This window comes from Mycoplasma sp. HU2014 (assembly GCF_001199495.1).
In the GTDB taxonomy this organism is placed as follows: Bacteria; Bacillota_I; Bacilli_A; order Mycoplasmatales; family Mycoplasmataceae; genus Mycoplasma.
Genome location: NZ_LFYS01000065.1, coordinates 1 through 20,512 on the forward strand (window position 1 = coordinate 1; position 20,512 = coordinate 20,512).

The 20,512-nt window shown below is 25.5% G+C and carries 19 protein-coding genes and 1 tRNA gene; 16 read left to right on the forward strand and 4 right to left on the reverse strand.

The genetic code is table 4. The annotated features are described in order from the left end of the window. A partial coding sequence (locus AB668_RS03980; RefSeq protein WP_152908062.1) for a hypothetical protein occupies window positions 1-451 on the reverse strand: 451 nt, incomplete at its 3' end. Between the two features lie 165 nt (window positions 452-616). Here AB668_RS03980 and rpmB point away from each other — a divergent pair. The 16 genes from rpmB to AB668_RS04060 all read left to right on the forward strand — a co-directional run bounded on the left by rpmB (window position 617) and on the right by AB668_RS04060 (window position 14,678). Beyond that, window positions 617-814: a 50S ribosomal protein L28 gene (gene rpmB, locus AB668_RS03985; protein ID WP_004429574.1), complete on the forward strand. Its 198-nt coding sequence runs from the start codon at window positions 617-619 to the stop codon at window positions 812-814. A gap of 70 nt (window positions 815-884) precedes the next feature. Continuing rightward, window positions 885-969: transfer RNA gene (locus AB668_RS03990), tRNA-Leu, on the forward strand. Window positions 970-1,056: 87 nt separating this feature from the next. Beyond that, on the forward strand, window positions 1,057-1,494 hold the full coding sequence (locus AB668_RS03995; protein WP_050517723.1) for a hypothetical protein: 438 nt from the start codon (window positions 1,057-1,059) through the stop codon (window positions 1,492-1,494). A 135-nt stretch (window positions 1,495-1,629) separates the two neighbouring features. After that, complete coding sequence (ptsS, locus tag AB668_RS04000; RefSeq protein ID WP_050517724.1) at window positions 1,630-2,868, forward strand: phosphate ABC transporter substrate-binding protein; 1,239 nt, start codon at window positions 1,630-1,632, stop codon at window positions 2,866-2,868. Between the two features lie 20 nt (window positions 2,869-2,888). Continuing rightward, window positions 2,889-4,997, forward strand: coding sequence for a phosphate ABC transporter permease PstA (gene pstA / locus AB668_RS04005; RefSeq protein ID WP_050517725.1), 2,109 nt, complete (start codon window positions 2,889-2,891; stop codon window positions 4,995-4,997). Continuing rightward, entirely contained in the window at window positions 4,997-5,800 is an 804-nt protein-coding gene (gene pstB / locus AB668_RS04010) for a phosphate ABC transporter ATP-binding protein PstB (protein ID WP_050517726.1), read from the forward strand. The genes pstA and pstB overlap by 1 nt, the downstream gene beginning before the upstream one ends. 9 nt (window positions 5,801-5,809) lie before the next feature. Then, complete coding sequence (gene phoU, locus AB668_RS04015) at window positions 5,810-6,475, forward strand: phosphate signaling complex protein PhoU (protein WP_050517727.1); 666 nt, start codon at window positions 5,810-5,812, stop codon at window positions 6,473-6,475. A 104-nt stretch (window positions 6,476-6,579) separates the two neighbouring features. Beyond that, the gene (ftsY, locus tag AB668_RS04020; protein ID WP_050517728.1) at window positions 6,580-7,635 is read left to right on the forward strand and encodes a signal recognition particle-docking protein FtsY; all 1,056 of its coding nucleotides are present in this window, start codon (window positions 6,580-6,582) and stop codon (window positions 7,633-7,635) included. Beyond that, window positions 7,625-7,948 (forward strand): YlxM family DNA-binding protein, encoded by a 324-nt coding sequence (ylxM, locus tag AB668_RS04025; protein ID WP_050517729.1) that lies wholly within the window; start codon window positions 7,625-7,627, stop codon window positions 7,946-7,948. The genes ftsY and ylxM overlap by 11 nt, the downstream gene beginning before the upstream one ends. Next, window positions 7,948-8,721 (forward strand): TIGR00282 family metallophosphoesterase, encoded by a 774-nt coding sequence (locus AB668_RS04030; protein ID WP_050517730.1) that lies wholly within the window; start codon window positions 7,948-7,950, stop codon window positions 8,719-8,721. The genes ylxM and AB668_RS04030 overlap by 1 nt, the downstream gene beginning before the upstream one ends. A gap of 234 nt (window positions 8,722-8,955) precedes the next feature. Next, complete coding sequence (metK, locus tag AB668_RS04035) at window positions 8,956-10,095, forward strand: methionine adenosyltransferase (protein WP_050517731.1); 1,140 nt, start codon at window positions 8,956-8,958, stop codon at window positions 10,093-10,095. Further along, entirely contained in the window at window positions 10,095-10,754 is a 660-nt protein-coding gene (locus AB668_RS04040; protein ID WP_050517732.1) for a copper homeostasis protein CutC, read from the forward strand. The genes metK and AB668_RS04040 overlap by 1 nt, the downstream gene beginning before the upstream one ends. A 3-nt stretch (window positions 10,755-10,757) precedes the next feature. Beyond that, window positions 10,758-12,074 (forward strand): methylenetetrahydrofolate--tRNA-(uracil(54)-C(5))-methyltransferase (FADH(2)-oxidizing) TrmFO, encoded by a 1,317-nt coding sequence (gene trmFO, locus AB668_RS04045; RefSeq protein ID WP_050517733.1) that lies wholly within the window; start codon window positions 10,758-10,760, stop codon window positions 12,072-12,074. 8 nt (window positions 12,075-12,082) lie between these two features. Then, window positions 12,083-13,012, forward strand: a complete 930-nt coding sequence (locus AB668_RS04050) for a type I phosphomannose isomerase catalytic subunit (protein WP_050517734.1) — start codon at window positions 12,083-12,085, stop codon at window positions 13,010-13,012. Then, entirely contained in the window at window positions 13,005-13,664 is a 660-nt protein-coding gene (locus AB668_RS04055) for a uracil-DNA glycosylase (protein WP_050517735.1), read from the forward strand. Before AB668_RS04050 ends, AB668_RS04055 begins: the two co-directional genes overlap by 8 nt. Before the next feature lie 30 nt (window positions 13,665-13,694). Beyond that, entirely contained in the window at window positions 13,695-14,678 is a 984-nt protein-coding gene (locus tag AB668_RS04060) for a 3'-5' exoribonuclease YhaM family protein (protein WP_050517736.1), read from the forward strand. A gap of 25 nt (window positions 14,679-14,703) precedes the next feature. Here AB668_RS04060 and AB668_RS04065 read toward each other — a convergent pair whose 3' ends face one another. The 3 genes from AB668_RS04065 to AB668_RS04075 are packed head-to-tail and all read right to left on the reverse strand — an operon-like array spanning window position 14,704 to window position 20,064. Continuing rightward, window positions 14,704-15,099, reverse strand: a complete 396-nt coding sequence (locus AB668_RS04065) for an HIT family protein (RefSeq protein WP_050517737.1) — start codon at window positions 15,097-15,099, stop codon at window positions 14,704-14,706. A gap of 14 nt (window positions 15,100-15,113) precedes the next feature. Further along, window positions 15,114-17,312: a lipoprotein gene (locus tag AB668_RS04070; RefSeq protein WP_050517738.1), complete on the reverse strand. Its 2,199-nt coding sequence runs from the start codon at window positions 17,310-17,312 to the stop codon at window positions 15,114-15,116. Between the two features lies 1 nt (window position 17,313). Continuing rightward, the gene (locus AB668_RS04075) at window positions 17,314-20,064 is read right to left on the reverse strand and encodes a hypothetical protein (protein WP_050517739.1); all 2,751 of its coding nucleotides are present in this window, start codon (window positions 20,062-20,064) and stop codon (window positions 17,314-17,316) included. Between the last annotated feature and the right edge of the window lie 448 nt (window positions 20,065-20,512).

Sequence of the window (20,512 nt, forward strand, 5' to 3'; positions counted from 1 at the left end):
TTACTTCTTTTCTAGTTTTTCTCTTACAGTATGCACTAGCAAAACCCTGTTTTATTAATCTTTTATCTAAATTAGAATATGAAATCTTATAACCAAATTTTTCTTTTAAACAACTATGATAATTTTTCAACGTCAAAAATGAACAACTACTGTTATTGTTCTCTCCTCCTGTTATTTTCATTTCTCCTTGATAAACTTCACCCAAGTTGTATATTGTTTCATCACTATATTTTTGCGCATTCTTGTTATTTACATTTTTATGAGAAAGTATTATCTCCTTTCCGGTATTTATAAAATCAAGATATTCTTTCTTATATCTTTTTATAGTAGAAACAGATTTATTAAATTGCTTTGCTATTGATAAACATGATCTTTTAGGATCCTTTGCAAAGATATCTAATATACATTTTTTAATTTCTGCATATGACTTATTGTCTAAAATAGTAAACATTCTAACCTCCTTTACCAATTATATGTTTTGGATCCAAAACATATAATTGGTAAGGTATCATTTTGTTTGATATTCCAGAATCTATGAACTTACTATTGAAATTTATTTTTATTTATAGTAATATCTTTAGGTATGATACACTTAAAGAAGTATGAGGTGAAATTTATGGCAAGAAAAGATGCATTAACAGGTAAATCAGCATTATCGGGTAATTCTAGATCTCACGCATTAAATGCAACTAAAAGAAAATGAAACTTAAACTTACAAAAAGTTAGAGTGATGGATGAAAAAGGTAATGTATTCAACATCAAAGTTTCAGCTAGAACTTTAAGAACTTTAAAAAAACAAGAAAAATTAGTTTAAAAATAATAATAAGATATGTCCTTTCTAGGTCATATTTTTTTGTTTTATAAGATATAATAATTATTGTTAAGCCCTTTTGGCGGAATTGGCAGACGCATCAGACTCAAAATCTGACGAGGAAACTCGTATCGGTTCGACCCCGATAAAGGGCACCAATAAGAAATCAACAAACTTAGAGAAATCTAAGTTTTTTATATTTATGCTTTAGTATAAAATAATATTAAAGATTAAAGGGTATTAATATGAATTGAAGTATATCAAAAATTAGTGAAAATAAAATAACTGTAATACCTACCAAATTAGGTAATTTTAAAACATTTGCTCAAGCAGTTGATACAGCTGTTAAAATGGCTAAAAGTGAAAAATTATATTTAGATATATTTTCAGAAGAAAGTATTTTATTAGAAAGTTTAAATTACACAAAAACTTTATCCATTCAAGAAATCTTTCAAAAATCATTAAGTGATCTTAAATTAACTTATGCTGAAAAAACAGTAGCTAAAATAGAACTTGATAAGAGAAAAAAAGATTATAAAGATTGTTCTGATTTAGAACAAAAAGAACAATTAAAAGAATTATATATTAATGCTAAATGAAAATATAAACATAAAAAGAAAAGAATTAAATACGCTAAATTTAGATATAAAATGGCTAAAAAAACATTTAAAAAAGACTTGTAGATTATTCAAATTTTTGTAGTTTTACGCTATAAAAACAACAAAAAATGAACTTAACTTTTACTCTATATTTGTTATAATTTTAAAGTTATTAAATGTTATAAAATAACTAATTTTAAAGGGGAAGAACAATTTAAAATGAAACAAAATCAAACTACATCAAAAACAAAAAGGTGATGTATAAATTTTAAAGATATTGTTGTAAATAAAAGATTATTATTAATATTTATTTTAATAATAGCTTCTATTTGTGGTTTATGAGTGTGAACTTTTTCAAAAAGCAATAATACTATAAGTATTGGTGGAAGTGCTAGTGCCGATCCTATTATGCAACAGTTAACAAATAAATATAGACAAAAAGCTGATCAATCATTTATTTACTCATCAACTGGATCTGGAGCTGGTGCTAGAAATGTTATTAATGAAACTTATAGTATTGGTTTTATTTCTAAATTTGAAACTGATAATTCTATTCCTGAAGAAATAAGAAATAATTTAGTTAGAAAAGATCAAAATGGAGATGGAAAATTATTTCAACAAATAGAAGATGGAAAAGTAGATAAAGATGAAACTTTTGAAAAAATAATGAGTGAGAAAAAATCAGAAGATGGAAAGCAAAGTTATCATTCTATTGATTTTGCAAAAGATTCAATTGTTTTTGTTTATAACATTAAAGGTACGGGATTAACTGAAAAAGAATCTAAAGATATTGCTTTTAATCTTGGAGAAAAGGGAACTGTTGATAAGAAAGCTAGTAAAGCATTAGAAAAAGTTTATTCTGTTAATGATCAAACTAATTTAGTTAGCTGATTTGAATTTTACAAAGCTATAACAAATAAAGAATCAAAAAATATAAGTAAAAATGTGAAAGTTACTCCCTATTCAACAAATTCAGGATCAGGAACAAGAAGTTCATTTGAACATATTTCTGGTTTTAAAAATAATAATACAAAAATTGGAACAGCTGTTAATCAATATAATTCAAATGGTGCAATTTTTACTCAATTAGATAAATCTGATGGAGCATTTGGATTTGTGTCAATGGAGTATGCTCAACAAATCAAAAATCATAGTAATTTAAGAGCTGTTATTATTAAGTCAAATGATAAAGTATGAGATATAAATAAAGAACCCAAAAATTACCAGGATTACCCTTTAAATAGACCGTTCATTGCTTTATATAAAATGACAGATGATAATAATAAAAATAGACAAATTTTAGAATTTATGCAATGAGTATCTTCATCAAATGAAGTTAGTTCATCTTATCAACATCTAGGATTAGTTCAAAGATGAAAAAGAAATGATAATTCAAATCAAAGTAATAGTTTAATTAATGAAAACAAAAATCACATAGATCTTTTAAAAAAAAGCTAGCTTAGCACCGAGAGGAAGACATGTTACTTAATAAAAAAGAAAGAAAAAATGATATTGATTTTAAGGTTCCTAAACAACGTAATGGACTAGCATTAAGTTCATTAAAAACAGGAATTTGAGCTTTAACACTATCAGGGATTTTAACATTGATCCTATTAGTGGTTTTTGTTGGATATAAAACAAAAGATATTTTTAGTTTTGAGTCATTTTGAAAATTTGTTTTTGGTAAAAATTGAAATCCAGAAGCTAATGAATTTAGTATTGGTATCATTACATTAATGACAATAATTTTAATGAGTATATCAATGTTATTTGCTGTACCTTTAACTTTATTCACTACATTATTTATTTCAGAGTATTTATCTAAAAAATCACAAAAAACAACAATGACTATTATTAAATTGTTAGCCGGTATTCCTAGTGTTGTTTTTGGTTTATTTGCAAGAGAGCAAATTGGTATTTTATTTAAAGCTATGGGAGCAAAAACAAACGATAATTTAATGGTAGCTTCTCTTACAATGGCATTTATGGCCATTCCTATTATGGTTAGTTTAAGTTATGATGCTATTCAACAAGTTCCTGCTGGTTATAGAGATTCATCATTAGCTTTAGGAATATCAAAAGAAAAAACAACATTTTTAATTGTAAGAAAATCAGCAACTCCAAAAATTATTTCTGCAGTTATTTTAGGAATGGCTAGAGTTATAGGTGAAACTATGGCTATTATGATGATTGCTGGAAATGCCACTGCATGATTTAATACAAATGATGGTCTATCTGGATTTTTATTCTCTTCAGTTAGAACTTTATCTTCAACTATAGGATTAGAAATTTTAGAAAATGCAGGTGCAATTCATGAATCTGCTTTATATGCAATTGGATTATTTTTATTCTTATTAGTTTTTATAATTAATATTTCAATAATGATGGTTTCAAATAAAGATAAAATATCATCAAAAATAAGATTATTATTACATTCTAAAATCCCAAAAAATAAAAAAACAGAATATCTAAAAATATATGATGCTGAATCATTAAACTTGATGATAAAAAATAGAAGTCAAAACCAATTATTTAAAAGAATGTATTCAAGTATTATGTTAGTTTTAATGTGATTATCAACTGCATTTGTAATTGCATTTACATTTTGAATTATAGGAACTACAACAGTTCACGGATTATCAGCTTTAACTAAATATTCTTATGCTTTTGTTGAAATTGAAGGTCAATCAGGAATATTAGCAGCAATGCTTACTACATTATTATTAATAGTATGTACTTTATTAGTTTCTATTCCTTTTGCTTTAGGAGCCGCTATATATTTAGCTGAATTTGCTAGAGCTAAATCATTATTTGCAAGATTTTTTAGATTCTTATTAAATATTACAGCTTCAACTCCTTCAATTATTTTTGGTATATTTGGATTATCAGTATTTATTCAAGTATTAAAATTACCATTTAGTATTCTTTCAGCTGCTCTTACAATGACTATAGTTGTTCTGCCGATGTTAATTAAAAACTTTGAAGATGCAATTACTGGTGTACCTAAAGCATATCGTGAAGCAGCTTTAGCACTTGGTTTAAGTAGAGTTGCAATATTATTTAAAATAGTAATTCCTAATGCTATGGAAGCTATTATTACTGGAATAATTCTAGCTATGGCTAGAATTATAGGTGAATCAGCTCCGATCTATCTAACACTAGGAACAGCAATAAGAATGCCTAGTGAAGGATTTATGTCATCAGGAGCCACTTTAACTACTGGTATTTATATGTTAGCAAGTGAAGCAGGACCTGGTAAAGGTGAACAAATTGCTTGATTAATGTCATTTACAGCTATTGTATTTGTTTTAACATTAAACTTTACAAGTGGTAAAATCTCAGCTGCTTTAGTTGGAACTACTCATAAATCAAAACGTAAAATCAAAACATTATTTATTATGTTATCTAGAAAAGAAACTTATATAAATTCATTTAAATCTACAAAACTAAAAACTAAATTATTCTTATTAAAAACTTTTAAAACAATTATAAAATTAGTAAATATTAAATTATTTATTAAAAATATTTCTAAAACTATAGAAAATAGAAAAGAATATCAGAAAACCAAAAAAAGAGGTGACAAATAATGAACACATCTATTGAAAGAAGAAATTATCAAAAAAAAGAAAAACCAACTGTTATAGAGATTAAAAATTTTAATTTCTTTTATAACAATGGTAAAAAACAATCTTTATTTGATATTAATATGGATATAAAAGAACGATCAATAACTACATTTATCGGACCAAGTGGTTGTGGTAAAACAACTTTATTAAAATCATTAAATAGAATGAATGATTTAATTGATGGTACAAGAGTTACTGGTAATATTTTAATTTTTGGTGAAGATATTTATTCTAATAATTCTGATATTACTAAATTAAGAACTGAAGTAGGTATGGTATTTCAAAAACCTAATCCATTTCCTATGTCGATATATGAAAATGTAATATATGGTCCTAAATCTCAAGGAATAAAAGATAAACATGTTTTACATCAAATATGTCAAGAATCACTAGAAAAAGCAGCATTATGAGATGAAGTTAAAGATATTTTACACTCTCCAGCTTTAGGATTAAGTGGTGGTCAACAACAAAGACTATGTATAGCAAGAGCAATTGCTATGAAACCTAAAATCCTTTTAATGGATGAACCGACTTCTGCTTTAGATCCGATTGCTACTTTAAAAGTTGAAGAATTAGTTTTAGATCTTAAAAAAGAATATACAATTGTAATGGTTACACATTCAATGCAACAAGCAACTAGAATTAGTGATTACACAGGGTTCTTTTGAAAAGGTGAACTAGTTGAATATAATAAAACTAAAAAGATCTTTACTAATCCTAAAGATTCAAGAACAGAAGATTACATTTCAGGTAGATATGAGTAGGTGTAAGTTATGATAAATAAAATTTTAGATAAAGATGTAGAACAATTACGTAATATGATCGAAGAAATGATCGAAGAAACTAAAATTCAATATGCAGAGAGTTTTGCAATCATAAGAGATAATAAAGATGTAGAACTTGAAATGGTTATTGAGCACGACAAAATTATTAATGATATGCAAAACCAATTTACTTCAGTTGCACTTTGAAAAATTGCAAAACAAAAATTAATTGCAAAAGATTTAAGATTAGCAATTGGTGGTATTTTAATTACTCGTGAAATTGAAAGAATAGCAGATTATTCAAAATCTATTTCAAAATTCTTTACAAAATTTAAACCAAGTGAAGAACATGAAAATATGATTGTTGAATTATTCCAATTAGTAGTTGATATGCTTGACACTTTTTCTCATCTTTTCCATAATAATCAAAATATTGATACTGCTAAAAAAATTACAGAATTAGAAATTAAAACAGATGCTAAATTTAAAGAATTTTACTCTATTTTAGTTGAACACATTAGAAAAGCTAAAACAACTGATGAAGCAAAAGAAGTAGCTGCACTATTAAGTCAATTAATTAATTTAGAACGTGCTGGAGATCACTTAATTAACGTTCAAGAAATAGTTACATTTATAAATACAGGTAAATTTATCGAATTAAAAGAATATAAATAATTAAAAAAATCCTACGGGATTTTTTGTTTAATAAACAACTTTTATTTATTTTATTTAACTTTATATATTTGTTAAAATTGTTATAGACAAAAAGGAGAATTCTTATGGGATTTTGATCTAAATTAAAAGAAAAAATAACATCAAGTTCATCAGAAAATAAAACAGAAAAACAGACTGAAAAAGAAATTAAAAAAAAGCAAAAACAAAAAGAAAAAGAAAAAAAAGCAGAACGAGTAATGGCTAAATCTGCTTTAGATTTTTCTAATGATATTAAAAAATTATCTAAAAAATATAAACAAGCTGATGATGACTTTTTTGAAGAATTAGAAGAAATATTAATTAAAACTGATATGGGTATGAAAATGGTTTTAAAAGTTTCAAATGCTGTTCAAAAAAAAGTTAAAAATAATTATAGTTTTGAAGAAATTAAAGAAATATTAGTTGAATCTTTACATGATGCTTATACTGATAATGATTGAACTAAAAGTAAATATAAGATTAATTTCAACGATAAAAGATTAAATATTTTTATGATGGTTGGAGTTAATGGAACTGGTAAAACTACTTCTTTAGCAAAAGTTGCTAATTATTATGCAGAACAAAATTATAAAGTTTTAATAGCTGCTGCTGATACTTTTAGAGCTGGAGCCGCTAAACAATTAGAAGAATGAATTATTCATCGATTAAATAATAAAGTTGATTTGATTCAAGCAAATAAAGCTAATGCCGATCCTGCTAGTGTTGTTTTTGATGCAGTTAAAAAAGCTAAAGAAGAAAATTATGATCTTTTATTAATTGATACAGCAGGAAGATTACAAAATAAAGTTAATTTAATGGCTGAACTTGAAAAAATGAATAAAATTATTCAAAACACACAAAAAGATGCTCCACATGAAATTTTATTAGTAATTGATGCAACAACAGGACAAAATGGAGTTATTCAAGCTGAAGAGTTTAGTAAAGTTGCTAAAGTTAGCGGAATCATTCTTACAAAAATGGATAGCACAAGTAAGGGTGGAATTGGATTAGCAATTAAAGATCAATTAAATATTCCTATTAAAATGATTGGAATTGGTGAACAAGTTGAAGATATTAGTTTATTTGATATAGATCAATATATAGTTAATTTATCTAGTGGGTTTATGGAAAATGAAAAATAATATTATTGATAAAACAGTTAATTTATCTAACTTATTTGAAATATATAAACACTTATTAACTGACAAACAACAAGAATATTTCACACTATATATTAATGAAGATCTATCTTTAAATGAAATAGCTGAAGAATTTGAAATATCTAAAACTGCAGTTCATGATTCAATTACTAAAACTATAAAGTTATTAAACCAATGAGAAGAAAAACTTAATTTAAAAGAAAAACAAGATAAACTTATTTCTTTAATAAAAAAATTAGAAAATAATGACATTAATAATTCTGAAATTACAAAAATATTAAAAGAGGTGATTTAATGAAAATATTAATGATAGGTGATGTTTATGCAAGTTGTGGTAGAAATATCTTAGCTGAATATTTACCTAAAATAGTTGAACAACATAATATTGATTTTATTGTTGTAAATGGAGAAAATACAACTCATGGAAAATCACTTTCAAAAAAACACTATGATTTTTATAAAGATTTAAATGTTGATGTTATAACAAGTGGAAATCATATTTTTAAAAATAAGGAAGTTTTAGAATATATAGATTCAACTTCAGATCTATTAAAACCAATGAATATGAGTGTTCATACTCCTGGTAAGGGTTATGTAATAGTAAATAAAAATGATAAAAAAATTGCTGTTGTAAATTTAATGGGACAAAGTTTTATGGATCATTGTGATAATCCTTATAAAGTTATGGATGAATTTTTAGCTAAAAAACATCAATATGACATTCTATTAGTTGATTTTCATGCAGAAACAACAGCTGAAAAAAAAGCTTTTGCTTGAAATTATGATGGAATTATTACAGCATTTGTAGGAACACACACTCATGTGCAAACCGCTGATGAAAGATTATTACCTAAATCAACTGCTTTTATAACTGATCTTGGTATGACTGGAGTTATTGATTCGGTTATTGGAGTTGAACCAGATGATGTGATATTCAAACAAAAAACAGGACTATCTGTAAGATTCAGACCTGCTAGTGGAAAAAGTGTATTAAACGGTGTTATTATTGAAATTGATGATCAAACAAATAAAGCAATAGATATTAAAAGAATATCAATTAAACAATAAAATAAACTTATATGTTAATTCATGATAGAATAAAAATTGTAATAAAACTTAATATTAAATTCTTATTAAGAATCACAGAGAGATAAAACTTGATGAAGTGATGGCAACCTATTAAATTAGGTGCTCAAATAAAGGCTGAAAGGTAACAATAAGATTGTCAAATCAAAACACGGCAATTTTATGTCGTGTTTTTTATAAGGTTATAAGAATTGTATTAAGAATGGGGAGGAAAATATGAAAAGATTATTTACAAGTGAAAGTGTTAGCGAAGGACATCCAGATAAGATTTGTGATCAAGTGTCTGATGCTATTTTAGATGCTTGTTTAAGTCAAGATAAAAATTCAAAAGTAGCGTGTGAAGTATTTGCAACAACAAATTATTTATTAATAGCAGGTCAAATCACAACAACAGCTATTGTTGATTATGAAAAAATAGCAAGAAATGTTTTAAGAAATATTGGTTATACTAATGATGATTATGGTATTAATGCAGATACTTGTCAAATTGATATTAGAGTTGAAGGACAATCTCCAGACATTGCAATGGGTGTTGATTTAGAAAATGATGAAATTGGTGGTGGAGATCAAGGTATTATGTTTGGTTATGCCACTAATGAATCTCAAACATACTTACCATTAGCAATCACAATGGCTCACGAATTAGTTTTTAATGCAACAAAACAAAGAAAACAAGGTCTATTTAAATGAGCAAGACCTGATATGAAATCTCAAGTAACTATTGATTACACTGATATAAATAATCCTAAAATTGATACTATGTTAATGTCAATTCAACATGATCCAGACTATAACGAAGTAGAATTTAAAAAATACATAAAAGAAAATATTATGGATCTAGTTGCTGATGAATTCAACATGAATAAAGATTTTAAAGTTTTAATTAATCCAACAGGTAGATTTGTAATAGGTGGGCCTCAAGGTGATACTGGATTAACTGGAAGAAAAATTATTGTTGATACTTATGGTGGTTATGCACGTCATGGTGGCGGAGCATTTTCTGGAAAAGATTCTACTAAAGTAGATAGATCAGCAGCATACATGTGTAGATATGTTGCTAAAAATATAGTAGCAGCCGGATTGGCTGATAAAGCGGAAATTCAAGTAAGTTATGCAATCGGACTACCTAGACCTATATCTATTTTTATTGAAACTTTTAATACTGAAAAAGTATCATTAGATAAAATTTATCAAGCTGTAGAAGAAAACTTTGATTTTTCTGTATCTGGAATGATTAAAACATTAAAATTACGTGAACCGGTATTTTTCAAAACATCAAAATATGGTCATTTCGGTAAATCTGATTTTAGTTGAGAACAAACTGATAAAGCCGATATTCTAAAGGGGTATAAATAATGTTTTTAGAAGTAGTAGCAACAAGTCTTGCTGATATTAGAAAAATTAATAATTCAAATGCAAATAAAATACAATTTTGTAAGAATTTAGAAACAGGTGGACTAACTCCAAATATTGATGATATTTTAGTAGCTAATCAAATAGCACAAAAACCAATTGATATTATGATAAGAACTTCAGATGATAATTATATCTTTACTGAATATGAATTAAGAAAGCAAATTCAAATGATATCTATGATTTCAAAATTATCTAATATTGATGGTGTTGTGATTGGAGTTTTAAATAATGATTCTACTGTTAATGAAACATTTTTAGAACAAGTAAATAAAGTTAAAGGTAATCTAAAGTTAACTTTTCATCAAGCTTTGGATCAAGTCAAAGATTTTAAACAAGCTTTAAATGTTTTAGAAAAATACAATATAGATAATGTGTTATTAAATGTTAGTGAAAATTTAGAAACATCATTAGAAACTATTAAGCAATTAAAAGATAGTTATCCTAATATTAAATTTTTTATTAACATTGGAATTGATAGTGACATCAAACAATATATCAAAAGTAAAGATTGTGTTCATATATCAACACTGGCTAGAATTGATCAAAATCTAAATTCTGAAATCTCAATTGAAAATATTAACTCATTTAAGGAAAAATAAAAAATGGTAAAAAAAGTAAAAATAATTGGTGCTGGATTAGCTGGTTGTGAAGCTGCGTGATTTTTAGCTAATAACAATATTCAAGTTGAATTATATGAAGCAAAAACTATTAAGCATAATGAAGTTCAAAAAACTGATGATCTGTGCGAGTTAGTTTGTTCTAATACTTTTAGAAGTCAATCTTTATTAAATGCAGCAGGAATTTTAAAAAGCGAGATGAGAATGTTAGGTTCTTTAGTTTTAAAAGTAGCTGATGAGTGTAAAATACAAGGTGATGACGCTTTAGCAGTTGATAGAGTTGAGTTCTCTCAAAAAGTAACACAAGCTATTAAAAATCACCCTAACATAACATTAATTTCTAAAAATGTAGATAGTATTGATGATGAAAATGATATTACTTTAATTGCTACAGGACCTTTAACTACTGATGAACTAAAACAAGATATACAAAGATTAATAGGAAAACAAAAACTATTTTTTATGGACGCATCAGCTCCAATTGTTAAAAAAGATTCGATAGATTTTAATAAAGTTTATTATGCAGGAAGACATAATAAAGGTAAATATATTTGTTGTCCTTTTACTGAACAAGAATTTAATAATTTTGTTGATCAATTAATTAATGCAGAACAAGTTCAATTAAAAGATTTTGAAAAATCAATCTTTTTTAAAGGTTGTCAACCAATTGAACAATTAGCTAAAACAAGTAAAAAGTTACTTTTAAAAGGACCTATGTCACCTAATAATTTATTAGATGAAAATAATCAACAACCTTATGCAGTAGTTCAACTTCGTCAAGATGATGCCAAAGATAGTTTATATAATATAGTAGGTTTTCAAACTAATTTAAAATGACCTGAACAAAAAAGAGTGTTTAGTTTAATTCCAGGACTAGAAAATTTAAAAATCGTTAGATATGGAGTAATGCATAAAAATTATTATATTAATTCTCCTAAGATTTTAAATTTTAAACTACAAACTAAAAGAAAAAGAAATGTATTTTTTGCAGGACAAATTACTGGAGTTGAAGGATATATCGAATCGGCTAGTTCAGGTATTTGAGCAGGTATTAATATTTTAGCTTTTATGAATAATAAAAAACTAAAACCATTATCAAATAAAACAGTTTTAGGAGCATTAACAAACTATATTACAAATGAAAAAATATCTAGTTTAAAACCAATGAAATGTAATTTAGGAATTTTAGATCAAGACAATAAAAACTCACAAGAACAATTTTATTCATATAATAATTCATCTAAAGAACTTACTCAATATTTAAATCAATTAAATGAAATTATGAAAATTAATATAGGATAGGTTAAATTATGAAAATATTAAAATTAAAACCTTATTTTTCTGAAAGATTATGAGGTGGACAGAACTTAAAAAAATTTGGATTTGATATTGATAAAGATAAAAAAATAGGTGAGGCTTGAGTAATTTCTGCTCATGAAAATGGTTTAAGTTATGTTGTTAGTGATGATGAATATAATAATTTAAGTTTAAAAGAATTATTTGAAAATCACAAACACCTTTTTAATAACTATAAAGGTAATTATCCTTTATTATCAAAAATCATAACAGCTAATGATAATTTATCAGTACAAGTTCATCCAGATGATAATTATGCTTTAGCTCATCATAATCAACTAGGAAAACCTGAAAGTTGATATGTTTTAGATTGTGATAAAAACTCTCAACTTATTTATGGACATAACGCTAAAACAAAAGATGAATTAATTGAAATGATCAATAATAATAAATGAGATCAATTTCTAAAAAGAGTTGATATTAAAAAAGGTGATTTTTTATACGTACCAGCTGGTAAAATTCATGCAATAACTAGTAATGTTACAGTTTATGAATTACAAAGATCTAGTGATATAACTTATAGGTTTTATGATTATAATAGAGTTGATCCAAAAACTAATCAGTTAAGAAGATTAGATATTGAACATTGTTTAAATTGTACAACTATTCCAGATTCAACAATTAATATTATTAATAAAAAAGAAGGTTTAATATTTAGTTCTGATGTATTTTCATTATATGTTTTAGATTGTAAAACAACAAAAGAATTTAATATAGTTGAAAAATGTGATTGATTACAATTAACAGTTATTAAAGGTGAGGGTAAAATTAATGGTATTGATTTTAAACAATGCCAATCTGCTATTACAATTAATGGTATTGAACCATTAAAAATAGAAGGACAAATCAAGATAGTTATTTCTTGAATTAAAAATAATGAATAATTTAAATAAAAGTTGAAATGAATTATTTGAAAAATTAAATTTAAATCAAAAAATTAATAATTTAATTGATCAAATTTATAGTGACAAAGAAACTATTTTTCCTAAAAAAGAAGATGTTTTAAAACTATTTTCACTAACTGATTTAAATAATGTTAAAGTTGTGATAATTGGTCAAGATCCATATCATAACCACAATCAAGCTAATGGAATAGCTTTTAGTGTAACTAATCAAGTTAAAGCTCCAGCAAGTTTAAAAAATATTTTTAAAGAATTAAAATCAGATTTAAATATAGATCATTTTACTAATAATTCATTAGAAGGATGAGTTAAACAAGGAGTATTGCTAATTAATACTTGTTGAACAGTACAAGCTCACAAACCAGGATCTCATAATAATTTAGAATGACAAAATATAACTAAAATAATTTTAGAAAACGTTATATTACATAATCAAAATGTTATATTTTGTTTATGAGGAAATTATGCAAAACAAGTTTATGAATCATTAAACATTAAACCTAAACACGTTATTAGTTCAGCTCATCCATCACCTTTTAGTTATAAAAAAGGTTTTGAAAACACTAAACCATTTAGTAAAATTAATAATATCTTAAAACAGTTAAATTTAACAACTATTGACTGAAGTAAATAGTTAACAACTAGTAAGAAAAGGATTTTATATATGAAAAAAATAAATGAAATATCATTAGATAAAAACCCTATTAATGCCATTGTAAGAATTGAAAAAGCGATCATTTCTACAGGAAGTAGTGGTGCAAATTATTTAATATTACATTTAGCTGATGCAACCGGAAGAATTGAAGCTAGAAAGTGAATTGTAACTGAAGATGATAAACAATCATTAAAACCTAATTCTATTATTTTATTAGAAAATACAATAATATCTGAATATAGAGGTGTTTTACAGTTAAAAATAGATGATTATAAAGTAATTGATGAAAATGAGTTAAGTTTTTATAATATTAAAAAAGAAGATCTATTTATATCAGCTCCATTAGATATAAATAGAGAATATAATAATCTATTAAAAATTCTTTCTTCAATTAAAAATGATACATACAGACAAATTACTACTAAATTAATTGAAAAATATAAAGATCAATTTTTATCATTTCCAGCAGCTATGAGTATTCATCATAATGTAACTGGAGGATTATTCTGACATAGTTATACATTAGTATTAAATGCACTAGCTTTAAAACCAAATTACCAATATGCATCAATTGATTGAGAATTATTAATTTGTGGTGCTATATTACACGACATAGGTAAAGTTATTGAAATAGTTGATGTAAGTGGAAGTGATTATAGTTTAGAAGGTAAATTATTAGGCCACATTTCTATAGGTAATGCTGAAATTAATAAAATAGCCGAAGAATTAAATTTATATAAAGATGAATCTAATAACATTAATAGCGATATTACTTTACTTCAACATATGGTATTAGCAAGTCACGGAAAAAAAGAATTCGGATCACCAGTTGAGCCAGTTTTAATTGAAGCAATTATTTTATCAATGTTAGATGACTTGGATGCTAAAGTATTTAAAATCAACGATGAACTTAAAAAAGTTGAATCAGTAAATAATTGAACACAAAGAATAATTTCAGTTGACAATAAAATGTTTTATAAGCATAAAAAATAGAAGCTCCTATAGCTTCTATTTTTATTTATTTAAGAGATTCATAAACAGATTGAACATCTTTCATTTCAACTCTATTTGCACTTAGGTTAAACCCTTCATTTTCTTTATATTTAGGAATAATGTGTTCATGATAGTGAAATACTGATTGACCTGCTATAGCTTCTTGATTTGATAAATAGTTAAAACCTTTGGGATCTAATTTATCTTTTAAAATTTTAACTATTTGTTTTTTAGCAATAGCAATTTCTTGTAAATATTTATCATCACATTCACTAAAGTTTTTAAAATGTTTTTTTGGAATAACTACACAGTGTCCTTCACTTGCTGGTTGTATATCTAAAAAACTGTATACACTATCGTTTTCATAAACTTTATATGAAGGAATTTCATTGTTAATTATTTTACAGAATATGCAATCCATAATTTATACCTCTACTAGTCAAATGTTACTTGATCGTCACGTATGAATTTTGAAATTTCATCAAATAATTCTTGATATTTAACTTGATCTGAATTTAGGTATTGGCTGTATAATTCAGTTTTTGCTGCATTTTTAACATCATCATTATTTGATATTATTGATTTTAATTGATCTAATAATGTTTGTTTATTTTCTGCAGATAAACTTAAAACGTCAACTGAACTTTTATCTGAGTTGTATCAATCAAAAATTGAGTTTTGTTTATCTTTAATATCTCTAAAGTTTTTGATATTGTAATCATAACTTATAAGTGATTGTGTAAAGTTAGAATCAACACTACTAAATAGGTCTTTATTATTGCTACTATCACTTAAGTTTTTAGTCACATCTAAGGTTTTGTATTTAGATTTTTCTATTTTTTTAAGTTTAATTGTTTTTGTTTCTTCATTGTTGTAAACAACTTTTATTTTGCTTTCTCTTTCACCGTTTTTTAACTTAACGTATCATTTATTATTTTTATTAGCTATTTCAACTTTACTATCAGAATTTTCATTAGAAATTTCTTTGATTGTAACTTGTTTTTCATCATTAGCTTTATCAGTGATATCAAATTTTTGACTCATATCTGTTCAAGTGTTTTCTAAGATATTTAAACTATATCCGTTTTCTTTTTCTTTTTGAATTTGAATATCACTTGTTGAGAAAATATCATTTAGATAAATTGGTAATACAAATATAACTTCTTTATTCCCTTTTACATCTGAATCATAACCATTACCATTATTGGTTAATATCATAGGTGTATTTATTTTAGAAACATCTTTTTTAGCATCATCAGATATCTTTAAATCACCGTTTAAACTTTTAATAGTTTCTTTATCGTTTTGAACAAATCCGTTAAATCCTGATAAAGCTAAGAATGGATCTGATCCTTGTTTACTTTCGTTTTGGATTTCTAATCCTATTTGTTGAGGAATTTTTCCTCCTCATCCTTGTTTAAGACTAACGCTAAAACCTTTAGTTGTGATTATTTCATAAATAGATTTTAATGAAAGTTTATTGTTTTTTAATCTTTGACCGTTTACTCAGTATTTATTAATTAATTGATCAATTTTAGTAATATTTTTTGCTTCAGTTGATAATGCTCAAACCATTTTAACATTTGAAACCGTATTAGTTTGTTGGTTAAAGTTTGTTTGAATATTACTAATTAATTGACTAGCACCGTTTAAGATAAGTTTTCTTGATGATGCAGTAGTGTTATCGAAAACATCTTCATATAATTTTGAATCTAAGTATGAACTACCTAATAAGTTTGAGAATAATTTTGATTCAACTCTAGTTTTGAAGTAGTAAGCGAATCTGTATTTCATGATTCCCTCACCATTTGTTTCAAAATTTTTCTTATCTTCATTTTGGTATCATTTGATTGAACTATCATTTGCTCCATTAGTAGATCCCCTACCATTATCACCAACAACGTTAGTATTTGTAATATATTCTTGATCTTTAGATTCTTTTTCATCTAAAATACCAATTCTAAAGTTATTTCCTAAGTTAGTTAATAATTCAATTGGAGGAATTTGGAAAGTACTAATAGTACGAGAATTAAGTAAATCAAATTCTCCTGTCATTTGTCATCTTGATCATTTATTATTTCCATTTTCTTTTTGTTTGAAATATATAGCGTATTTTCCAGCTTTTTCTTTTCCATCAATTTTTAATGTTATCGGGTTTAATGGATGAATTTTATCTCTATATATTTTATCTGTTTCATCAATATCAGCACGTGATTCAAGTCTTTTTGTTGTGTATTCATTAAATAAGTTGAATGTTGCTAAGTTTGATAAAACTTCTTTATTTCTTTCAAATCCAGAATCTTCTGAATATGTTTCATTATTTTTACCTTCTTTACCATCAGAAAGACCTAGGTTTTGGTTTAGTAAAGTTATGGAGTTTTTGTAGTTAAGTAATGAAATTTTTTCATTCATCATATCAATGACTTTATTTTTGTAATCTAGATTTTTATAGAATAAATTACCATTGTTAAAATTAAAGTTAGGATCATTTTGTAAACCATAAATAATTTTACTTGCTAACTCATCAGTAATTGATACATCTTTAAATCTTTGAACTGAACTACATGAAACAGCTGTAATACCAACACCAGAAATAAGAGAAAAAGAACTTATAAAAGTTAATAATTTTTTCATATTATTTTCCCTCGCTTTCTGTTTTTACTACTACATCTGGATTAAAAATCTCCGAGTTTAATAATGCGTTAAATCTTTTTTTGCTGTCTGAAGTTAAATCTATTGCTTGATCTGGAATGAATTTTTTAATATTAGTCACATCCTTAGATTGAGTTTTTCAGTTTTCACAAATTGAAATTAATCATTTTTGGTTATCTGATAAGAATTGACTAATAGCAGAAGTTTTTTCCATTTTTTGTCTATCTAGAATAACACTTGTTACTAAATGGTCGAATTCGGCTTTAATATCTCGTTTTCCTGCTTCGTTTACTTTTTTTTCAGATACTTCTTGTTCAGGAAGTTTGATTATTTTGTTAATGATTTCATCATTTTTAAATACTTTTGAGAATAATCCTAATAGTCAACTTGCTTGTGAACTTAAATTGCTTGATGACATATCAGTTGCTTTAGATACCTCGTTTAAAATGTTTGTATTATAGAATGTTTTAGTTTTTGTATTATCAATTAAAGAAGTGTTAACTAAGAATCTTTCGTAATTGTTTTTGAAATTATTGTTTAAATGTTGAATTTCTACTCCCATGTTTGAAACTGCTGTAGAGTTTTTTAGATCGTTAGATGTTCATGCTCAAACTTTTTCTTCAGTTTTAATTGGTAGTAATACAGGTGCTACAGAATCTTTTAACATAGAGTTTACTAAGTAGGGAACTAAATCTTTACCATCAGAAGAAGTATATAAAGAATCTATTTTTTTCAATATTGCTGTTTGTTTATTAATATCAATTTCATTTTGCTCATCTCTTTTAGGTTTTTGATTCATTAATTTGTAACCATCAACTTTAGTAATATGTAAACCATCACCATCGATGTAAGCGATTATTCCATTATCTTTATTTAATACAGTAAACATATTTTGATTCATGTTTTTACCGTTGTTGATTGCATATCCTAAACTGTTAGCTTTTTGATTAACTTTTTCAAATAATTTAATAACGTTTGCTATTGCAATTTTTGTTTCATCACGATTTTCAAGAGCACTTATTATGGAGTCTGCTTGACTATCACTTATACCTCATTTAGTTAGATTTTGTTTCATTAGCATTTCGTGATCATTTCATTCAAAACCATTTGAACTATTGTTATCTTTATTATTTGTTAAGAAATCATAAACTGAGTATTTAGCTACATTAGAAAATGAAGTATCACTAATTGTTAATAAGTCACCAGTTTTATTAACTTTATGATAAGTGTTTTCTTTATCTCATTGAGTTCACTCACTAAAGTTTTTTGCACTACCTGAAACATTAGCTTTTAAAACGCGATCTGCCCCTCTAAAGATAGTATCAAAACGACTTAATCCTGCAGTGTATGGACCTTCTTTACCATCTTTTTGATCATCTTTTACATAAGCTTTTAAAGTTGCGGCAATTCCTTGGAATCTATTTACAAGTTCTTTTGTTAAATCATTACTAGTTGACGAAGTAGGAATTAATGCTTCTAGTGATAATTGTTTTTCAACGTCTTCTTTTTTCTTAGAGTTTGCAAAGTTAAAGATCAGATCTGACACCATTACTGGTTTTTCTCTATTAAAGTAATTATCGATTGAGAATTTTTGTGAAACAGTAATTGATCCGAAGTTCCCTTTAATATCATCTCTTTTTAGATCTTTTCCATTTAAAACAGGAATTTGTTTTACTATTTTCGATCAAGAACGAGGAGTTAAACCTTCATAGTTTACAAAATTATTTGGACCATTATAATTGTCAACTTCAACTCAGTTTATAAATTCATTTATACCTTTATTTGAATTGTCATCTTTAGATTTACTTGCAAATCTTTTTAGAATTGTTTTAATTCATTTTTCTTCACTATTTTCTTCTTTAATTTTCTTTTGAATTTGTTCTGGTGAACTGTAAGTAATTGAAATATTATTATTATTATTATTTCCAAAATTAACTCCACCAACTGAGTTTACTAAATCTGTAAATGAGCTAACTGCTGAAGTATTTCAATCAACACTATCTTTACTAAAAACTTCTTTAATAGCTTTAGCTAAGTCATCTAAAGTATTTTTATTTTTATAAGCATCAACTTCAGCAAACTTTTTAACAATAGCACTTACATCTAAATCATTAGTTTGAATACCTTTTCTTCATAATGAATTAGAAATTGTTGAGTTAAACATTAAAGTATTTTTTAATCTTATAAAAGCACTATTAGAAGGATCGCTTAAAATATAATCTGATAAAAAGGCATTTTCTAAACTCTTTTCATCTCCTCTTTTAACATTTTTAAATTTATCTTCTAAGAATTTTATATAACCTTTATGATTATCTTTAAACTCGTTTTCTTTTTTATCTTTTAAAGCACTATGAGCAAAACTATATAAACTATTAGGAGTTGATCCATCTTGTTTACCTAAAAGATTTTCAAGTTCAGTGTTTAAACTCTCATCTCAACCACGTTTTTTAGCTTCTTCTCCTGTTGGTAATTTAAATTCTTTTTTGTCAGCAATTCCTTTTAATATTCCTACAGCTAAAGTATTATAAAAAGAGTTAATAAATCCTTCATCATGATTTACACCATTTCATTCTTTATATCATTTTAATAAATCTTTAGCATCAATATCTAAACTACCATCCCCCTTAATAAATTGAGAATTAGTACGCACTTCTTCTTTTTTACATGAAACAACAGCCATTGCTCCAGACATAGCAATAATTGCAGTTGATAACAACGTTATAAGTTTTTTCATTTATTTAACCTCCTTTGTAATTTAAGCAATACAAAAAACTTCTTTCTACGGAATCATCAATAATTATATAATAATATTATGTTGATAACTAATAAAATTTTAAATTCTTTCTGAAATTCTAAAATATTAAATTATTAAAATATTAGTTAAAATTAATAAAACTAGGAGTATTATTTTCTTAAATACCCGAGTTTTACAGTTGTTGTGCTAAATTAAAAAGTGCAACAACTTTTCAATTGTTATTTAAATCTTATAGAGTTCAAAATTTTATCAAATTCAACATCTATCATTAGTGATTTTATTGTGTTTGTTCTTTCATTTTGATCTCATTAGTCTTCTAGATAGCTAAAACTTTTAACAATTTCCTGTTTAACTTGTCAATTTTTGTCTTAATACCCTCTAACGACTCTAAAAATTGTCTTAACAGTTGAATCTTTAAAATTTATCT